Origin of the sequence: Teichococcus coralli (assembly GCF_009829925.1) — a bacterium.
Taxonomy (GTDB): domain Bacteria; phylum Pseudomonadota; class Alphaproteobacteria; order Acetobacterales; family Acetobacteraceae; genus Pseudoroseomonas; species Pseudoroseomonas coralli.
In genome coordinates, this window is the sequence record NZ_SNVJ01000009.1 from 133,314 (window position 1) to 149,547 (window position 16,234).

Genomic DNA, 16,234 nt, shown 5'->3' on the forward strand with positions numbered 1-16,234 from the left:
CCGGCGCGGCTTCATGAACTCAGGTGGGAGCGGCCCAGTCCCCTGCCAATGCCTGGAGCACGGCGAGGCCCGCGACCGCTGCCGTCTCCGCCCGCAGAATCCGGGGGCCGAGCGCGGCCGGTGAAACAAAGGGGCGCCGGCGCACCGCGTCAAGCTCCGGCCCGGTGAAACCGCCCTCCGGCCCGACCAGAAGGCCGATGGGCAGTGAGCGTCCGGCGAGAACCACGCTGAGCGGCGGTGCTTTGCCGCGCGCGTCGCCGACCAGCAGGGGGGCGCCGTCCCAGGCGTCCAGCGCGGCGTGCAGGTCCATGGGCCGGGCGATCGCCGGCAGGTCGAGCCGCTCGCACTGCTCCGCCGCCTCGCGGGCGATGCTGGCCAGCCGCTCGCCGTTCACCCGGCCGACCACCGAGCGGGCGGTGAAGACCGGCTGGATCAGGCGCACCCCCAGCTCGGTGGCCTTCTCCACCACCCAGTCCATCGCGTCCCGCTTGATCGGGGCGAGCAGCAGGCGGAGGTCGGGCGAGGCCTGTTGCGGGCGCGTGCGGGCCTCGGGGAGGAAGGTCGCGCGGTCCTTCCGCAGGCTGGCGATGCGGGCCCGCCACTCGCCGTCCCGTCCGTTGAACAGCAGCACCGCGTCGCCCTCCCGCTTGCGCATGACCTGGCCGAGATAGTGGCCCTGGCCGGGCAAGGCGGAGGCCTCGGCGCCCTCGCTGAGATCGGCCTCGACATACAGGCGTGGGATGGACATGGGGCGCTCCGGCAGGGCTAATGGAGGGGTGATTCCGCATACCGATATCCGCGCGCGCGGCTGGGTCGCGCAACTCCCCCAGGGCTGCCGGCCCTATGCCCTGCTGATGCGGCTCGACCGGCCGATCGGCGCCTGGCTGCTGTTCCTGCCCGGGCTCTGGGCCTTCGCCATGGCGGCGCCGGGCTGGGTTGAGGGGCTGCGGCTGGTGCTGCTGTTCGGCCTCGGCGCGGTCGTGATGCGCGGCGCGGGCTGCGTGGTGAACGACCTCTGGGACCGCGACCTTGACCGCAAGGTGACGCGCACCGCCGGCCGGCCGCTGGCCTCCGGCGCCGTGCGGCCGCGGCAGGCGCTGGCCTTCCTGGGCGCGCTGCTCGCCATCGGGCTGGCCATCCTGCTGCAGCTCAATCCGCTCTGCTGGCTGCTGGGCGTGGTCTCGCTGGTTCCGGTGGTGCTCTATCCTCTGGCCAAGCGGGTGACGGACTTCCCGCAGGCGGTGCTGGGCCTCACCTTCTCCTGGGCGGCGCCGATGGGCTATGCGGCCGCCACCGGGCGGCTGGATGCGCCGGGGCTCGCCCTCTACGGCGCCGCCTTCCTGTGGATCCTGGGCTACGACACCATCTACGCCCACCAGGACCGCGAGGACGACGCGCTGGTGGGCGTGCGCAGCACCGCGCGGCGCTTCGGCGAGCGCACCGGGCCCTTCCTGGTGTTCTGCTACGCCGGCACGGTGGCGCTGATGCTGCTGGCCGGGGCGCTGGCGGGGATGGGGCCGCTGTTCTGGCCGGCCATGCTGCTGCCGGCGGGCGTGCTGGCCTGGCAGGTCCGGCGGCTCGACATCCATGACCCCGCGCTGTGCCTGAAGCTGTTCCAGCGCAACCGCGAGGTGGGCCTGCTGGTGGCGCTGGCCTTCCTGGCGGGACGGCTTTGAAGGACGCTGCCGGCTTCATCGCCCGCCACACCGTGCTCGCCCGGCCGGCGCTGGTGCCGGAGATCGAGCTCCACCTCGCCACCGAGATCACGCCGATCTGGCAGGCCAGCGAGGACTGGCTGGCCGAGCGCGACATCGAGCCGCCCTTCTGGGCCTTCGCCTGGCCGGGCAGCCAGGCGCTGGCGCGGCTGGTGCTGGACAGCGCCATTCCCGTGGCGGGACAGCGGGTTCTGGACTTCGCGGCCGGAGGCGGGCTGGCTGCCATCGCCGCGGCGCGGGCCGGGGCGGCAGTGGTGGAGGCGGCGGAGATCGACCCGCTGGCCATCGCGGCCACCCGGCTGAACGCGGCGCATAACGGCGTGGTGGTGGATGCGAGCACGGCCGACGTGGTGGGACAGCCCTGCCGCTGGGACACGGTTCTCGCCGGCGATGTCTGCTACGAGGCGCCGATGACCGGGCACATCATGCCCTGGCTGCGCGGGCTGGCCGCCCAGGGGGCGGCGGTGCTGCTGGCCGATCCCGGGCGGGCCTATCTGCCGAAGGCCGGGCTTCAGCCGGTGGCACGGTTCAGCGTGCCGACCACGCGGGAACTGGAGGACCGGGACAGCCGGGAGGTCACGGTCTACCGGGTGGAGCGCTGAGGCGGGGAGGGCGCAAACCCTCCCCGGAGTGTGCGTCAGGCGGCGTTGTCGAGGCCGCCGGCCTCGGCCACCACGCGCAGGTGGCGGTCGGTGTCGCCGAACTGGTTGGCCAGCATGGTCAGGCGCTTGAAGTAGTGGCCGGCCTTGTACTCCATGGTCATGGCGATGCCGCCATGGAGCTGGATGGCCTCCTTGCCGATCAGGTCGGCCGAGCGGTTGACCAGCGCCTTGGCGGCGGCGATGGCGGGGCGGCGCACGGCCGCGTCCGGGTGCTCGGCCATCATCGCGGCGTACATCGCCATGGACCGAGCCTGCTCCAGCGCCACCAGCATGTCCGCCGCGCGGTGCTGCACGGCCTGAAAGCTGCCGATGGTGGTGTTGAACTGCTTGCGCTGCTTCAGGTAGTCGATGGTGAGCTCGTGCAGCGCCTCCATGGCGCCAACGGCCTCGGCGCAGAGCGCGGCGAGGGCGGCGTCCACCACGCGCTCCATCAGCGGCAGGGCTTCGCCTTCGGCGCCGAGCAGGGCGCCGGCGGGGAGCTTCACCTGTTCCAGGGTGATCTCGGCGGCACGGAGGCCATCCTGCGTCGGGTAGCCACGGCGGCTGACGCCGGCGGTGTCGGCGGGGAGCAGGAACAGGGAGATGCCCGCGCGGTCGCGCCGGTTGCCCGAGGTGCGGGCGGAGACGATCAGGTGGCTGGCGGTGTCGCCGTGCAGGACGACGCTCTTGCTGCCGTCGAGCACCCAGCCGTTGTCCGTCCTGCGGGCGGTGGTGGCGACGTCGAAGAGGTCGTCGCGCGACTGGCGCTCGGTGTGGGCGAAGGCGAGGGTGGCGCTGCCCTCGGCGAGGCTTGGGATCATGTCCTCGCGCCCGGCGAGGCGCAGGAAGCCGCCGCCGAGCACCACGGTGGCGAGGTAGGGCTCCACGGCGAGCCCGCGGCCGATGGCCTCCATGACCAGCATGGTCTCGACGGGTCCGCCGCCGAAGCCGCCCTGCTCCTCGGTGAAGGGCAGGGCGAGCAGGCCCATCTCGGCATATTTCGCCCACAGCTCCGGGCTGTAGCCCTGCGGATGTTCCTGGTGCCGCTTGCGCTTCTCGAAATCGCCGTAGGCGTCGGCCATCAGGCGGTCGACGCTTTCCTTGAGCAGGCGCTGTTCCTCGGTCAGATCGAAGTCCATGACGTGGTTCTCCTGGGAATGGGAGATCCAAGAACCTCAGGTTCTTGGCGGGGAGAGTGTGAGAGGGGCGGCGCCCCTCTCACAGGCCGAGGAAGGCCTTGGCGATGATGTTGCGCTGGATCTCGTTCGAGCCGCCGTAGATCGATGTCTTGCGGAAGTTGAAGAACTGCGGCGCGACGGCGTCGGCCCAGTCCGGCCCGACCGGCGGCTCGTTGTGCGAGTGCGACGGCATCGGCGCGGCGTAGGGGCCGGCGACGGTGACCATCAGCTCGGTGGCCATCTGCTGCAGTTCCGAGCCCTTGATCTTGAGGATCGAGGAGTTGGGGTCGGGCTTGTCGGCGGCGCGGCTGCGCTGGGCGGCGACGACGCGCATCTGGGTGATCTCCAGCGCCTTCAGCTCGATCTCGGCGATGGCGACGCGGCGGCGGAAGTCGGGATCGTCCCAGAGCGTGCCGTCACCGGCGGGGGTCTCCTTGGCGCGCTCCTTGACGCGGGCGAGCTTCTCCTTGGAGAGGCCGATGCGGGCGATGTTGGTGCGCTCGTTGGAGAGCAGGAACTTGGCGTAGTCCCAGCCCTTGTTCTCCTCGCCGACCAGGTTCCCGACAGGCACCTTCACCTCGTCGAAGAAGACCTCGTTCACCTCGTGCGCGCCGTCGATGGTGATGATCGGGCGGACGGTGATGCCGGGGGTCTTCATGTCCACCAGCAGGAAGGAGATGCCCTGCTGCTTCTTCGCCGCCGGGTCGGTGCGGACGAGCAGGAAGATCCAGTCGGCGTGCTGGCCGAGGGTGGTCCAGGTCTTCTGGCCGTTGACGATGTAAGTGTCGCCCTCGCGGCGGGCGCTGGTCTTGAGGCTGGCGAGGTCGGAGCCGGCGCCGGGCTCGGAGAAGCCCTGCGCCCACCAGATGTCGAGGCTGGCGGTGGCGGGCAGGAACCTCTTCTTCTGCTCCTCGCTGGCGAAGTTGGCGATCACGGGGCCGACCATCGCCACGTTGAAGGAGAGCGGCATGGGCACCGCGTTGCGCTGGATCTCCTCGGTGTAGATGTAGCGCTGCACGGGGGTCCAGTCCTTGCCGCCCCACTGCACCGGCCAGTTCGGCGTGGCCAGCCCCTCGGCGTGGAGGATGCGGTGGGCCGTCGCGATATCCTCGCGTTCGAGGTGGCGGCCTTCGCTCACCTTGCGGCGGATCTCGGCCGGGATCTTGCTCTGGAAGACCTGGCGCAGCTCGTCGCGGAAGGCGACTTCCTCAGGCGTGTAGCGGAGTTCCATCGGGTCTGCCTTCCTTCAGAGGATTTCGAACAGGCCGGCGGCGCCCTGGCCGGTGGCGACGCACATGGTGACGACGGCGCGCTTCACCCCGCGGCGGCGGCCCTCCAGCAGGGCGTGGCCGGTCAGCCGCGCGCCGCTCATGCCGAAGGGATGGCCGATGGCGATGGCGCCGCCATCGACGTTCAGCCTGTCCTGCGGGATGCCGAGCTGGTCGCGGCAATAGATGGACTGCGAGGCGAAGGCCTCGTTCAGCTCCCAGAGGTCGATGTCGTTCACCGTCAGGCCCTGGCGCTGCAGCAGGCGGGGCACGGCGAAGACCGGGCCGATGCCCATCTCCTCCGGCTCGCAGGCGGCGCTGGCGAAGCCACGGAACACGCCCAGCGGCTGCAGGCCGCGCCGCCTCGCCTCCTCGGAGGACATCACCACGCAGGCGCTGGCGCCGTCCGAGAGCTGGCTGGCATTGCCGGCGGTGATGAACTGGCCCTCGCGCACCGGCTTCAGCTTGGCGAGGCCCTCGAGGGTGGTGTCGGGGCGGTTGCCCTCGTCGCGGTCGAAGGTCTTCCTCTCGGTGCGGGTCTCGCCGGTGGCCTTGTCGGTGACGGCATAGGTCACCTCCATGGGCGCGATCTCGTCGTCGAAGCGGCCCTCGCGCTGGGCGGCGGCGGTGCGCTGCTGGCTGAGCAGGGCGAACTCGTCCTGCGCCTCGCGCGAGATGCCGTAGCGCGCCGCGACGAGGTCGGCGGTCTCGATCATGCTGTCGTAGAGATGCGGCTTGTGCTCGGCGAGCCACGGGTTGCGGCTGGCGGCGCGGTCCACCTTGGGCACGGTGAGGCTGATGGATTCCACGCCGCCGGCGACGGCGACATCGACGCCGTCCACGATGACGCGGCGGGCGGCGGCGGCGATGGCATCCAGGCCCGAGGCGCAGAAGCGGCTGACCACCAGGCCGGCGGTGCTCACCGGCACGCCGGCGCGCAGCAGGCCGGCGCGGGCGATGTTGCCACCCGTGGCGCCCTCCGGGTAGCCGCAGCCCATCACCACCTCCTCCACCTCCGGCGGCGCCACCTGGGCGCGCTGCAGGGCGTGGCGGATGACATGGGCGGCCATGTCGGCGCCGTGGGTGATGTTCAGGCTGCCACGGGCCGCGCGGCCAACCGGCGTGCGGGCGGTGGAGACGATGACGGCTTCCCTCATGCGGGCGTTCCCTCTGTTCCGGCGCCTCGCGCCGTCGCTTCCTCTTCTTCCTCGCGCAGGCGGGCGGCGAGCAGCTTGCCCGCCGGGCTGCGCGGCAGGGCGCCCCGCAGCTCCAGCGCGGCGGGCATCTCGTGGCGCCCGAGCCGGTCGGCCAGGAACAGCTTCAGCCCTTCCAGCGTCAGCACCGGGGCGGCGTCGCGCAGCTTGACGAAGGCCTTGGCCGCCTGGCCGCGATAGGCGTCGGACACGCCGATGACGATGCATTCCTCGACATCCGGATGCTCGTAGATCGCCTGCTCGATCGCCGCCGGATAGACGTTGAAGCCGGAGGAGATGATCATGTTCTTCCGCCGGTCCACCAGGGTGAAATAGCCCTGCGCGTCCATCCAGCCGATGTCGCCGGTGCGGAACCAGCCATCCTCGAAGCAGGCGGCGCTTTCCTGCGGCTGGTTCCAGTAGCCGGTGAAGACGTTGGGACCGCGGATGGCGATCTCGCCCTGCTCGCCGGGCGGCAGCTCGCGGGTCGGGTCGTCGAGCGAGACGACGCGCATCTCGATGCCGGGAAGCGGCAGGCCGATCATGCCGGCGCGGCGCGGGCCATCGACGGTGAGGCGCGCGCCGGCGGGGCTCGTCTCGGTCATGCCCCAGCCGCCGCCGATGCGCTGGCCCAGCAGGGCTTCCAGCTTCTGCTGCACCTCGAAGGGCATCGGCGCGCCGCCGGAGGAACACTGCCGTAGCGAGGAGAGGTCGCGCGCCTCGATGCCGGGCAGGTTCAGCAGGCCGATCCACATGGTCGGCACGCCGGGGAAGACGGTGATGCCGTGGCGCTCGATCTCGGCCGCCGCCGTCTCCGCGTCGAAGCGTGGGTAGAGGTAGAGGCAGTTGCCGTCGGCGAGATGGCGCAGCAGCACGGCGGTCAGGGCGTAGATGTGGAACAGCGGCAGCACGCCGAGCACGCGCTGCGTGCCGCGCGGCAGCGTGTCGCTGTCCTTCCAGGCCCGGTAGATCGAGACCGCCGAGGTCAGGTTGCGGTGCGTCAGCATCGCGCCCTTGGGGCGGCCGGTGGTGCCGCCGGTGTATTGCAGCAGGGCCACATCCGTCTCGTTGAGCACTGGCCATTCGGCGGGAAGCGCGTCGGCGAGCGGCAGCGGCCGGAAGTCGGGCTGCGCGGGAGCGGGGGTGCCGCCCCAGGCCACGTCCGGCGCGACGAAGGCGGCCTCCAGGCCGCCCTCGCGCAGCAGGCGCAGCGCGTTGGGCAGCAGGGTCGGGAAGTCGGTGGTGACCAGCCAGCGGGCGCTGCTGTCGGCCACCTTGTGCAGCAGCTCGCGCGGGGCATCGAGCGGGGAGAGGTGCACCACGCGCCCGCCGGCCCGCAGCACGCCGAAGAAGCAGGCGGGGTGCCAGGGGGAGTTGGGCAGGTAGAGCGCGACGGCCTCGCCGGGACGCAGCCCGGCCGCCATCAGCCCGGCGGCGACGCGGTCGGCGGTCTCCCGCAGGGCCGTGAAGCTGACGGGGCGGTCGCGATAGACCAGCGCGGGGCGTTCGCCCCATTCGGCCGCCGCGTGGTCCAGCAGCGCCGGGATGGTGCCGCTGGCGATCGGCGCGTCCCAGCGCGCGCCGGGAGGGTAGGAGGCCTCCCAGGGATGCGGGCGGGCCACGGCGGTTATGCCGCCTTGGTGGTGTTGCCGCCCCGGGGCTTGAGGGAGCCGAAGCCGGCGCCCTCGGCGGCGAGCTGGCGCAGCAGGGCGGCGGGGCGCAGGCTCTCGTCGCCGGTCTGGTCGGCATAGGCGGCGAGGCGCTCGGCGATGCGCGGCAGGCCGACGGCATCGGCATGGTGCATCGGGCCGCCGCGCCAGGCCGGCCAGTTGTAGCCATAGAGCCAGACCACATCGATGTCGCCGGGACGGGCGGCGATGCCCTCCTCCAGGATGCGGGCGCCCTCGTTGATCATCGGGTAGATCAGCCGCTCGGTGATCTCCTCCTGGCTGATGTCGCGGCGGGTGATGCCGAGCTTTCGCGAGACACCCTCGATGAGGGTCTGCACCTCGGGGTCGGGCTGGCCGGCGCGGGCGCCCTCGGGATAGGCGTAGTAGCCGCGCCCCGCCTTCTGGCCGATGCGGCCGGCTTCGCAGAGCGCGTCGGCGACCGGGGCGGTCGCGCCGGTCGCCTTGCGGACGCGCCAGCCGATGTCGAGCCCGGCGAGGTCGGCCATGGCGAAGGGGCCCATGCGGAAGCCGAACTCGGTCAGCGCCTTGTCCACCTGCCCGGGCGTCGCGCCCTCCTGCAGCAGGCGCTCGGCCTGCTGGGTGCGGCGCGAAAGCATGCGGTTGCCGACGAAGCCATGGCAGACGCCGACCACGACCGGCACCTTGGCGAGCTTCCTGCCGACCGCGACGGCGGTGGCCAGCGCCTCGGGCGAGGTCTTTTCCGCGCGCACCACCTCCAGCAGCTTCATGACGTTGGCGGGGGAGAAGAAGTGCATCCCCAGCACGTCCTGCGGGCGGGAGGTCGCCGCCGCCATGGCGTTGATGTCGAGGTAGGAGGTGTTGCTGGCGAGGACGGCACCGGGGGCGATGCTGTCCAGCTTGCCGAAGATCTCCTTCTTCAGCTCCAGTTCCTCGAACACCGCCTCCACCACGAGGTCGGCGCCGGCGGCGGCTTCCAGCCCCACCGCGCCCTCGATCAGCGCCAGGCGGGCGTCGCGCGCCTCCGGCGTCAGGCTGCCGCGCTTGACGGAGGTGGCATAGGTGTCGGCGATGCGCTTCCGGCCGCGCTCCAGCCCGGCCGCGTCGGTCTCGATGATGCGGACGGGGATTCCGGCATTGGCGAAGCTCATGGCGATCCCGGTGCCCATGGTGCCGGCGCCGAGCACGACGGCCTGGTTCACCGCGCGGGGCCTGGTTTCCTTCGGCAGGCCCGGGATATGGGCCGCCTGCCGTTCGGCGAAGAAGACGTGGCGCAGCGCCTTGGAGCGCGGGTCGTCGCGCAGCATGACGAACAGCTCGCGCTCGCGCTTCAGGCCCTGCTCCAGCGGCATGTCGAAGCTGTTGCGCACCGCCTCGATGATGGCGGCGATCTGCGGCTCGTCCGCCGCGCGCTTCGCCAAGGCCTGGGCGGCCGCCTCGAAGGCCTCGCGGGCGCCGGGGGCGGTCAGGCGGTCGGTGCGGGTGTTCAGCCGCGCGGGAAGGGGCTTGCCGGCCAGCTCCCGCACCCTGGCGAAGGCGGCCCGCAGCAGGTCGCCCTCCGCCACCGCGTCGGCGAGGCCCATTTCCACCGCCTTGGCGGCGGGGACCTTGTCGCCTGAGGCGATCATCGGCAGGGCGGCGGCGGGGCCGATCAGGCGCGGCGTGCGCTGGGTGCCGCCGGCGCCGGGCAGCAGGCCGAGCTTCACCTCGGGCAGGCCGAGCTGCGCCTTCGGGCCGAGAATGCGGGCATCGCAGCCCAGCGCCACCTCCAGGCCGCCGCCGAGCGCCACGCCCTGGATGGCGGCGACCACTGGCTTGGGGCAGGCCTCCAGCGCGGCGACCACCTCGGCCAAGGCGGGCGGGACGGGCGGCTTGCCGAACTCGCTGATGTCGGCGCCGGCGATGAAGGCGCTGCCGGCGCCGGCCAGCACCAGGCCGGCGGCCTCGGGATCCTGCGCCGCGCGTTCGGCGGCGGCGAGCAGGCCGGCCCGCACCGTGGCGGAAAGGGCGTTGACCGGCGGGTTCTCCACCGTGGCGACGGCGATGCCGTCCTGGATCCGGTAGGACACGGCTTCTGGCATGGCGCTCTCCCCTCTCACGCTTTGCAAATTCTGCACCGCGGAACTAAATTCCGCAGAATTGTGCCGGGTTGGTCGCGCAAACCGCCCGCGCCGTCAAGCGTCGCCAGAGGTCTCCCCATGTCACGCCGCCGTGCCGCCACGCCCCCGCCAGACCCCGAAGCCCCCCCGGACCGGCATTTCGTCACCGCGCTGGCACGCGGGCTGGAGGTGCTGGGCTGCTTCCGGCAGGGCGAGGCGCTGCTCGGCAACCAGGAGATCGCCGCCCGCACCGGCCTGCCGAAATCCACCGTTTCACGCCTCACCCATACGCTGACGGAGCTGGGCTACCTGCACTACGTGCCCGAGCTTGGCCGCTATCGGCTGGGCATGGCCGTGCTGTCCCTCGGCCGCGCCATGCTGGGCGGCCTGGATATCCGGCGCGTCGCGCGGCCGCTGCTGGAGCAACTGGCCGTGGAGACGCGCAGCGTGGTGGCGCTGGGCACGCGGGACCGGATGCGGATGGTGTATCTGGAAGTGGCGCGGGGCGACGCTGCGATCGCGGTGAACCTGGAGACCGGCTCGCGCATCTCGCTGCTCAGCAGCGCCATGGGGCGCGCCTGGCTGACGGCCTGCCCGCCGGCGATGCGGACGGCGTTGCTGCGGCAATGGGACGGAGCGCAGGCGGAGCGGGCCGAGGCGGTGGCCGCGCGGGCGCTGGCCGAGCAGCGCGACTATGGCTGCTGCTGCTCCTTCGGGGACTGGCAGCCGGACGTGAACGCCATCGCGCTCGGCTTCGACCCGGGCGGCGGCCTGCCGCCCATGGTGGTGAACTGTGGCGCGCCCGCCTTCCTGGTCAGCCCGGAATACCTGCTGCAGGAGGCACGGCCGCGCCTGGCCGCCGTGGTGCGACGGCTGGAGCACAGCCTGGGACTGGCCGGCATGTCGCCGGCCTCCTAAGCTCGGCGGGGGTCAGCGGATGCGGGAATGCGGCTCCGGCGAGGCGGCATGAGCGACGGGCTCGGGCCGCCTTCCGATGGCTCCCGGCACCTGCAGCAGCTTCTGCTGGCGCGCGGCTTCCGCCGCACCCAGGCGGGTGACGGTGGCCTTGTCGGTGCCGCGGCTCGGGACGGGAGGCGTGATGGGCAAGCGGTCTCTCCTTCGGATCCAGCGAGGTGGCCAGACATCTGGCAAGCCACTCCCTCACAAGCGCATCACCTTCGCGATGGTTCAGTGATGCGACCATCACGTGTGCGAGACCGAGCGAATGCGCGCGAAGCGCAAGCGGAACCGGCGGGAATAGGGGCCGTCGCCATGGTCCGGCACCTGCCGACCGACATGCCGCCGGGCCACTGCTATGGCCGGCTGGACCTTTCGCCCGGCCGCATGGCCGAGCCCGCGCCGGTGCTGGCGGCCTTGCGGAGCTTTCCGGCGGCCCGGCTGGTCAGCAGCCCGGCCCGGCGCTGCCGCGCGCTGGCGGCGGCGATCGGCGTGGCACGGGGACTTCCGGTCGTGCTGGACGCGCGCCTGCTGGAACTGGATTTCGGCGCCTGGGAAGGGCTGGCCTGGGAGGCGGTGCCGCGGCCGGCACTGGACGAATGGGCCGCCGACCCCTGGGGCTTCGCTCCGCCGGGAGGGGAAAGCGGCGCCGGGCTGGTGGCGCGGGTGCGGGCTTTCCACGCGGAGCTGCAGGCCGGAACGGTGGTGGTTTCGCATGGCGGGCCGCTGAAGGTGCTCGCGGCACTGCTGGAAGGACGGGCGGTGGATCTGCTGGCGCCTGCCCAGCCAATGGGGACCGTGCGCGTGGCGGGGCAGGGAGGCGCGCCGCGCTGAAGGCAGCGCGAATGCCTTCAGCGCAGCGCCACCAGCACGGAGAGTGCCGCGCATTCGGCCAGCACGGCGGAGGCGCCGAGCACGTCGCCGGTCTGCCCGCCGATCTGCGACCCTGCCAGGGCCGCCAGCGCCGCCGCGCCGGCCAGTGCCGCCCCCAGGGCCAGCAAGGCCGCGCCGGCAGGCAGCAGGAGCGCGGCCAGGATGGCCGCGACGGCCAGCGCGCCCAGGGCGGCGGCGAGCGGCGGGCGCCCCAGCCCGGCGGCGAGGCCGTCGCGCCGCGCCGGCGGCAGCGCCAGCAGCGGCAGAAGCATCGCCAGGCGGGCCAGGGCGCCCGCGGCGGCCATGGCGGGCAGGGGCGCCGCCAGCTCCGCCAGCGCACCGCCGCGCAGGGCCAGCGAAAGCACCAGGGCCAGCGCGCCGAAGCTGCCGATGCGGCTGTCGCGCATGATCTCCAGCTTGCGCGCGGGGTTCCGGGCGCCGCCGAAGCCGTCGGCGGTATCGGCCAGGCCGTCCTCGTGCAGGGCGCCGCTCGCCAGCAGCATCGCCGCCAGCGCCCAGGGGGCGGCGAGCGCGGGCGGCAGGCCGGCGGCGGTGAGCAGCGCCTGGGCGGCACCCCCGAGCGCGCCCACCGCCGCGCCGGCCAGCGGCCAGGCCCAGGCGGCGCGGGCGTATCCGGCGGCGTCCGGCGGCTGCGGCAGGGCGCCGACCGGCAGGCGGGTCAGCAGGCCAAAGGCGGCGGCCAGCTCGGCGAACCGGGCACGCAGCATCAGGCGCGGTCCGCGACGCCGGCCTCGGCGAAGGTGGCCATGCCGGCGTGGCAGGCCAGCGCCGCCCGCAGCAGCGGCACCGCCAGCGCGGCGCCGGACGCCTCCCCGAGCCGCATGCCCAGGTCGAGCAGCGCCTGCTGCTCCAGCGCGGCCAGCAGGCGGCGGTGGCCGGCCTCGGCGGAAACATGGCCGATGCGGGCGTGGTCGAGCCCGCCGGGCGCCAGCAGCGCCAGCGGCGCGGCGGCGGCGGTGCCGGTGAAGCCGTCGAGGAGCACGGGGATGCGGTGATGACGGGCGGCGAGCGTCGCGCCGAGAATGGCGGCCAGCTCGCGCCCGCCGAGGCGCCGCGCGGCTTCCAGCGGATCCCGTCGCGCCTCGGGGTGTTGGGCCAGGGCGGCATCCACCGCCGCCTGCTTGCGGGACAGGCCTTCGGCATCCACGCCGGTGCCGCGCCCGGCCCAGTCGGCGCCGCGGCCGCCGAACAGCGCGGCCGCCAGCGCGGCGCCGGCCGTGGTGTTGGCGATGCCCATCTCGCCCAGGCAGAGCAGGTCCGCCGCGGGGTCCAGCGAGGCGGCGCCGGTTGCCACCGCGTCGAGGAACTCCGCCTCGGCCATGGCGGCGGCGGCCGTGATGTCGGCGGTGGGGCGCTCCAGCGCCAGCGGCACCACCCGCAGCGCCGCCCCGGCCAGGGCGGCGAGCTGGTTGATGGCGGCACCCCCGGCGGCGAAGTTGGCCACCATCTGCGCGGTGACGGCGGCCGGATAGGGCGAGACGCCGCGCGCCGCGACACCGTGGTTGCCGGCGAAGACCAGCACCTGCACCCGCTCCAGCCGGGGCATCGCGCGGCTTTGCCAGCGCGCCAGCCAGGCGGCCAGCTCCTCCAGCCGGCCGAGGCTGCCCGGCGGCTTGGTGAGCTGCGCCTGCCGGGCGGCGACGGCGGCGGCGGCGGCCTCGTCGCCCGGTGGCGGGGCGAGGGCGGCGGCGCGCAGGGTGGCGAGGCTGGAGAAGTCGGGCATCAGCGGTCCTGCCGGGCGATGGCATGGAAGAAACTGCCGCTGACCAGGCCGCGCCGCCCACCGGCAGGGCCCAGCGGCTGCCCGCCGGCATCGGCCAGCTCGGCCAGCGGAGCGTCGCCGCCGGGCTCGGTCACGCGGGCATAATGGAACTCGTGGCCGCGCAGGACCGCGCCGGCCGGGCCAAGCACCCCGTCCGCCAGCAGCCGGGCCTCGCGGTAGCCGAGATGCATCTTCCGCTTGGCGAAGCTGGTGGCGTGCCCGAGCAGGCCAGCCATGGCGTGGCGGCGGCCCTCGGCATCCTCCAGCCCAGCGCCCAGCACCATGTATCCGCCGCACTCGCCGTGGACGGCGTGCCGTTCGGCGAAGCGGCGCAGGCCGCCGAGAAAGCCCGTGGCGGCGGCGAGGCGGCCGGCATGCAGCTCGGGATAGCCGCCGGGAAGCCAGCAGGCGTCGCAGTCGGGTGGCGGCGGGGCGTCCGCCAGCGGGGAGAAGGGGTGCAGCGTGGCTCCGGCGGCGCGCCAGCCGGCCACAACATGCGGGTAGAGAAAGCTGAAGGCGGCATCCTCCGCCACGGCGATGCGCTGGCCCGGCGGGGGCAGGGCGAGGGCAGGAGGGGCAGGGGCATGGACAGGGGCAGGGGCAGGGGCGGGCGCCTGCCGGGGCACGCCCGCGGCGGCGGAGAGGAGGGCGTCGAGGTCGAGATGCGCCTCGGCGAGGTCGGCCAGCCGCTCCAGCAGGGCGGGGAGGGTGCCAAGCTCGCGCGCCTGCACCAGGCCGAGATGCCGCTCGGGCAGGGCGATGCCGGGATCGCGCGGCAGCGCGCCGAGCACGGGCAGGCCGATGGCGCCGATCGCCCCGGCCGCGCCCAGCCGGTGGCGCTCGCTGCCCACCCGGTTCAGCACCACGCCCGCGACTCGCACCGCGGGATGGTGGGTGGCGAAGCCGCGCGCCACCGCCGCCGCCGACTGCGACTGGCCGGACACATCCAGCACCAGCAGCACCGGCCAGCCGAAGCGGGCGGCGAGGTCGGCGGCGCTGCCCTGCCGGCCGGGGATGGGGCCGGCGCCGTCGAACAGGCCCATGGCGGATTCGACCAGCAGCACGTCCCGGTCCGCCGCCGCGTCCGCGGCCACTTCGTCCAGCAGGGCGGCAGGCATGGCCCAGCTGTCGAGGTTCGGGCTGGGGCGCCCGCAGGCGGCGGCGTGAAAGGCAGGGTCGATGTAGTCGGGGCCGGACTTGGCGGCGGCCACCCGCAGCCCGCGCCGCCGCAGCGCCGCGAGCAGGGCCATGGTCACGGTGCTCTTGCCCGCGCCGGAGCGCGGCGCGCCGATCACCAGCCCGCGGCCTGCCCCGCCTCCTTCCGCCCCGTGCATCCCTTGTTTTCCTTCCATCGCCGCCGCCGCCGCCGCCGCCGCGGCCGGGTTAGCACAGTTGCGGGCGCGGGGCAGGCGCGGAGCTTGCGGCGCGGCGGAGATGGTGTCTCAGCAACATGGCGTAAGAAACTGATTTGCTGGATCTGCAAACTGCGTGCGAACGAATGGTTACCCTTGCTCTGCAACCGGGCGGCACGGTATTCAGCGGCGGGCACTAACGCGACGGTGATCGAAAGGCCGGATGGCCGGAGAAAACGCCGCCGCCTCCCTGCCCGACCAGCAGAATCCACGTTTCCGCAGCCAGTCCGCGGCACCACCGCGCGCAGTACACGATCGGAGAGGAGAGGGGCATGGTTCAGCGCCACCTGCTTCCTGAGACGCGTTCCGCCCAACCGAGCCGCCTCGCCCGCGGCGCCCGTCGCGGGCTCGCCGGGCTGCTGATGCTCAGCACGCTCTGTGTGTCCACCGGCGCCTTCGCCGCGCCCTTCCGCTGCACCTCGGAGGAGCAGCAGAAGATGTTCGAGATCTCGGCGCTGAAGACCGAGCTGATGGTGGTCGCCACCACCTGCCGCAACGAGGAGGCCTACAACGCCTTCATCACCCGTTACCAGCCGGTGCTGAGCGCCAACGACCACTCGGTGATCGACCACTTCACCGGCCGCGACCGCCGCGCCGGCCAGAAGGCGAACGACACCTTCATCACCAACCTGGCCAATGCCCGCGCGCAGGAGGCCAACCGTGTCGGCGCCGACTTCTGCGCTCGCAACGCCATGCTCTTCAAGGAAGTGATGTCCCTCCCCAGCGCCGCCGAGCTGGCGCCCTACGCCGCCGCGAAGGACCTGCTGCCCGCCTCGATGGGAAGCTGCGCGCCCTCCGCCGTGACCCCCGCCGCCCCCGCCAAGGCGGCCCGCACCCCGATCCGCAAGGCTTCCCGTTGATGCGCCATGGCTTGCTCTGGGCGTCCCTGGCCCTGCCGGCGCTGCTCGCCGCCTGCGCCAAGCCGGAAACGCCGGTCGTGCAGTCCACCCGCCCGGTCTACGCCATCGACATGGTGGGCGGCGCCAAGCTCTGCACCGTTCCCGAGAACCCGAAGCTCGTGGATGCGCAGCAGACCGAAGTGGCGATGACCGTCGGCAATGACGGCGGCTGGTGCGGCGTGAAGGTTTCCCGCCCCGGCCCGGCGCCGTTCGATGCCGGCCTGCTGGCGGCCCGCCCGGACCATGGCCGCGTGCAGGTGCACACGGTGGGCGACTGGACCCGCGTGGACTACACGCCGGACCCGGGATTCGTCGGCACGGACTCCTTCACCGTGCGCCTGCTGCCGGGTTCCACCACGCTGCGCGTCAATGCAACGGTGCAGGGCGTGGCGCAGCCGGTGGCCGCCGCGGCGCCGGCCGTGGTGACGCCACGCGTGACCGAGCCGACCCCGGTCAGCACCAGCGGCAAGCCGGCGGCGAGCAAGCCGGCGGCCAAGGCTAAGCGCTGACCGCAGGTCCAGGGGGCGGCGCCTCCTGGAGCCCTGGCCGGGGGCGGGGGATAGCCTC

The 16,234-nt window shown here is 73.5% G+C and carries 16 protein-coding genes; 6 read left to right on the plus strand and 10 right to left on the minus strand.

The window, feature by feature from the left end; genetic code table 11:
* Window positions 1–19: 19 nt before the first annotated feature.
* Entirely contained in the window at window positions 20–748 is a 729-nt protein-coding gene (locus E0493_RS12345) for a 16S rRNA (uracil(1498)-N(3))-methyltransferase (protein WP_160937257.1), read from the minus strand.
* On the opposite strand from E0493_RS12345, the gene ubiA reads away from it, so the two are divergent.
* Entirely contained in the window at window positions 741–1,676 is a 936-nt protein-coding gene (gene ubiA, locus E0493_RS12350; protein WP_160937258.1) for a 4-hydroxybenzoate octaprenyltransferase, read from the plus strand. The genes E0493_RS12345 and ubiA overlap by 8 nt on opposite strands.
* Complete coding sequence (locus E0493_RS12355) at window positions 1,673–2,317, plus strand: class I SAM-dependent methyltransferase (protein ID WP_160937259.1); 645 nt, start codon at window positions 1,673–1,675, stop codon at window positions 2,315–2,317. Before ubiA ends, E0493_RS12355 begins: the two co-directional genes overlap by 4 nt.
* Before the next feature lie 35 nt (window positions 2,318–2,352).
* Here the strand turns inward: E0493_RS12355 and E0493_RS12360 are convergent, their stop codons facing one another.
* The 5 genes from E0493_RS12360 to E0493_RS12380 form a co-directional block, all read right to left on the minus strand.
* Window positions 2,353–3,495, minus strand: a complete 1,143-nt coding sequence (locus E0493_RS12360) for an acyl-CoA dehydrogenase family protein (RefSeq protein ID WP_160937260.1) — start codon at window positions 3,493–3,495, stop codon at window positions 2,353–2,355.
* A 79-nt stretch (window positions 3,496–3,574) separates the two neighbouring features.
* Entirely contained in the window at window positions 3,575–4,765 is a 1,191-nt protein-coding gene (locus tag E0493_RS12365; RefSeq protein ID WP_160937261.1) for an acyl-CoA dehydrogenase family protein, read from the minus strand.
* Between the two features lie 15 nt (window positions 4,766–4,780).
* Entirely contained in the window at window positions 4,781–5,959 is a 1,179-nt protein-coding gene (locus E0493_RS12370) for an acetyl-CoA C-acyltransferase (RefSeq protein WP_160937262.1), read from the minus strand.
* Window positions 5,956–7,617 carry an AMP-binding protein gene (locus tag E0493_RS12375; protein WP_160937263.1) on the minus strand — a complete coding sequence of 554 codons (1,662 nt, stop codon included), beginning with the start codon at window positions 7,615–7,617 and terminating at the stop codon, window positions 5,956–5,958. Before E0493_RS12375 ends, E0493_RS12370 begins: the two co-directional genes overlap by 4 nt.
* A 5-nt stretch (window positions 7,618–7,622) precedes the next feature.
* Window positions 7,623–9,725, minus strand: coding sequence for a 3-hydroxyacyl-CoA dehydrogenase NAD-binding domain-containing protein (locus tag E0493_RS12380; protein WP_160937264.1), 2,103 nt, complete (start codon window positions 9,723–9,725; stop codon window positions 7,623–7,625).
* Window positions 9,726–9,842: 117 nt separating this feature from the next.
* Here E0493_RS12380 and E0493_RS12385 point away from each other — a divergent pair, with 117 nt between their 5' ends.
* Window positions 9,843–10,661, plus strand: coding sequence for an IclR family transcriptional regulator (locus tag E0493_RS12385; RefSeq protein ID WP_160937265.1), 819 nt, complete (start codon window positions 9,843–9,845; stop codon window positions 10,659–10,661).
* 12 nt (window positions 10,662–10,673) lie between these two features.
* On the opposite strand, the gene E0493_RS12390 is transcribed toward E0493_RS12385, so the two are convergent.
* The gene (locus E0493_RS12390) at window positions 10,674–10,850 is read right to left on the minus strand and encodes a hypothetical protein (RefSeq protein WP_160937266.1); all 177 of its coding nucleotides are present in this window, start codon (window positions 10,848–10,850) and stop codon (window positions 10,674–10,676) included.
* A 165-nt stretch (window positions 10,851–11,015) separates the two neighbouring features.
* Here E0493_RS12390 and E0493_RS12395 point away from each other — a divergent pair, with 165 nt between their 5' ends.
* Window positions 11,016–11,534 carry a histidine phosphatase family protein gene (locus E0493_RS12395; RefSeq protein WP_235913738.1) on the plus strand — a complete coding sequence of 173 codons (519 nt, stop codon included), beginning with the start codon at window positions 11,016–11,018 and terminating at the stop codon, window positions 11,532–11,534.
* Between the two features lie 17 nt (window positions 11,535–11,551).
* Here E0493_RS12395 and cobS read toward each other — a convergent pair whose 3' ends face one another.
* Genes cobS through E0493_RS12410 form a run of 3 tightly spaced genes read right to left on the minus strand, consistent with a single transcriptional unit; the run spans window position 11,552 to window position 14,690 of the window.
* The gene (gene cobS, locus E0493_RS12400) at window positions 11,552–12,301 is read right to left on the minus strand and encodes an adenosylcobinamide-GDP ribazoletransferase (RefSeq protein ID WP_160937268.1); all 750 of its coding nucleotides are present in this window, start codon (window positions 12,299–12,301) and stop codon (window positions 11,552–11,554) included.
* The gene (gene cobT, locus E0493_RS12405) at window positions 12,301–13,317 is read right to left on the minus strand and encodes a nicotinate-nucleotide--dimethylbenzimidazole phosphoribosyltransferase (protein WP_160937269.1); all 1,017 of its coding nucleotides are present in this window, start codon (window positions 13,315–13,317) and stop codon (window positions 12,301–12,303) included. Before cobT ends, cobS begins: the two co-directional genes overlap by 1 nt.
* Window positions 13,317–14,690, minus strand: a complete 1,374-nt coding sequence (locus tag E0493_RS12410) for a cobyrinate a,c-diamide synthase (protein ID WP_160937270.1) — start codon at window positions 14,688–14,690, stop codon at window positions 13,317–13,319. The genes cobT and E0493_RS12410 overlap by 1 nt, the downstream gene beginning before the upstream one ends.
* A gap of 350 nt (window positions 14,691–15,040) precedes the next feature.
* Between E0493_RS12410 and E0493_RS12415 the strand changes: the two genes are divergently transcribed.
* Complete coding sequence (locus E0493_RS12415) at window positions 15,041–15,628, plus strand: hypothetical protein (RefSeq protein ID WP_160937271.1); 588 nt, start codon at window positions 15,041–15,043, stop codon at window positions 15,626–15,628.
* Window positions 15,628–16,176: an Ig-like domain-containing protein gene (locus tag E0493_RS12420; RefSeq protein ID WP_160937272.1), complete on the plus strand. Its 549-nt coding sequence runs from the start codon at window positions 15,628–15,630 to the stop codon at window positions 16,174–16,176. The genes E0493_RS12415 and E0493_RS12420 overlap by 1 nt, the downstream gene beginning before the upstream one ends.
* Window positions 16,177–16,234 lie beyond the last annotated feature (58 nt).

Excerpts from the sequence above, each read along its gene's own strand:
- ubiA (WP_160937258.1), top strand. The coding sequence starts at position 741 with ATGGACATGGGGCGCTCCGGCAGGGCTAATGGAGGGGTGATTCCGCAT.
- E0493_RS12345 (WP_160937257.1), bottom strand. The coding sequence starts at position 748 with ATGTCCATCCCACGCCTGTATGTCGAGGCCGATCTCAGCGAGGGCGCC.
- E0493_RS12360 (WP_160937260.1), bottom strand. The coding sequence starts at position 3,495 with ATGGACTTCGATCTGACCGAGGAACAGCGCCTGCTCAAGGAAAGCGTC.
- E0493_RS12365 (WP_160937261.1), bottom strand. The coding sequence starts at position 4,765 with ATGGAACTCCGCTACACGCCTGAGGAAGTCGCCTTCCGCGACGAGCTG.
- E0493_RS12370 (WP_160937262.1), bottom strand. The coding sequence starts at position 5,959 with ATGAGGGAAGCCGTCATCGTCTCCACCGCCCGCACGCCGGTTGGCCGC.
- E0493_RS12380 (WP_160937264.1), bottom strand. The coding sequence starts at position 9,725 with ATGCCAGAAGCCGTGTCCTACCGGATCCAGGACGGCATCGCCGTCGCC.
- E0493_RS12385 (WP_160937265.1), top strand. The coding sequence starts at position 9,843 with ATGTCACGCCGCCGTGCCGCCACGCCCCCGCCAGACCCCGAAGCCCCC.
- E0493_RS12395 (WP_235913738.1), top strand. The coding sequence starts at position 11,016 with ATGGTCCGGCACCTGCCGACCGACATGCCGCCGGGCCACTGCTATGGC.
- cobS (WP_160937268.1), bottom strand. The coding sequence starts at position 12,301 with ATGCTGCGTGCCCGGTTCGCCGAGCTGGCCGCCGCCTTTGGCCTGCTG.
- cobT (WP_160937269.1), bottom strand. The coding sequence starts at position 13,317 with ATGCCCGACTTCTCCAGCCTCGCCACCCTGCGCGCCGCCGCCCTCGCC.
- E0493_RS12410 (WP_160937270.1), bottom strand. The coding sequence starts at position 14,690 with ATGCACGGGGCGGAAGGAGGCGGGGCAGGCCGCGGGCTGGTGATCGGC.
- E0493_RS12415 (WP_160937271.1), top strand. The coding sequence starts at position 15,041 with ATGGTTCAGCGCCACCTGCTTCCTGAGACGCGTTCCGCCCAACCGAGC.
- E0493_RS12420 (WP_160937272.1), top strand. The coding sequence starts at position 15,628 with ATGCGCCATGGCTTGCTCTGGGCGTCCCTGGCCCTGCCGGCGCTGCTC.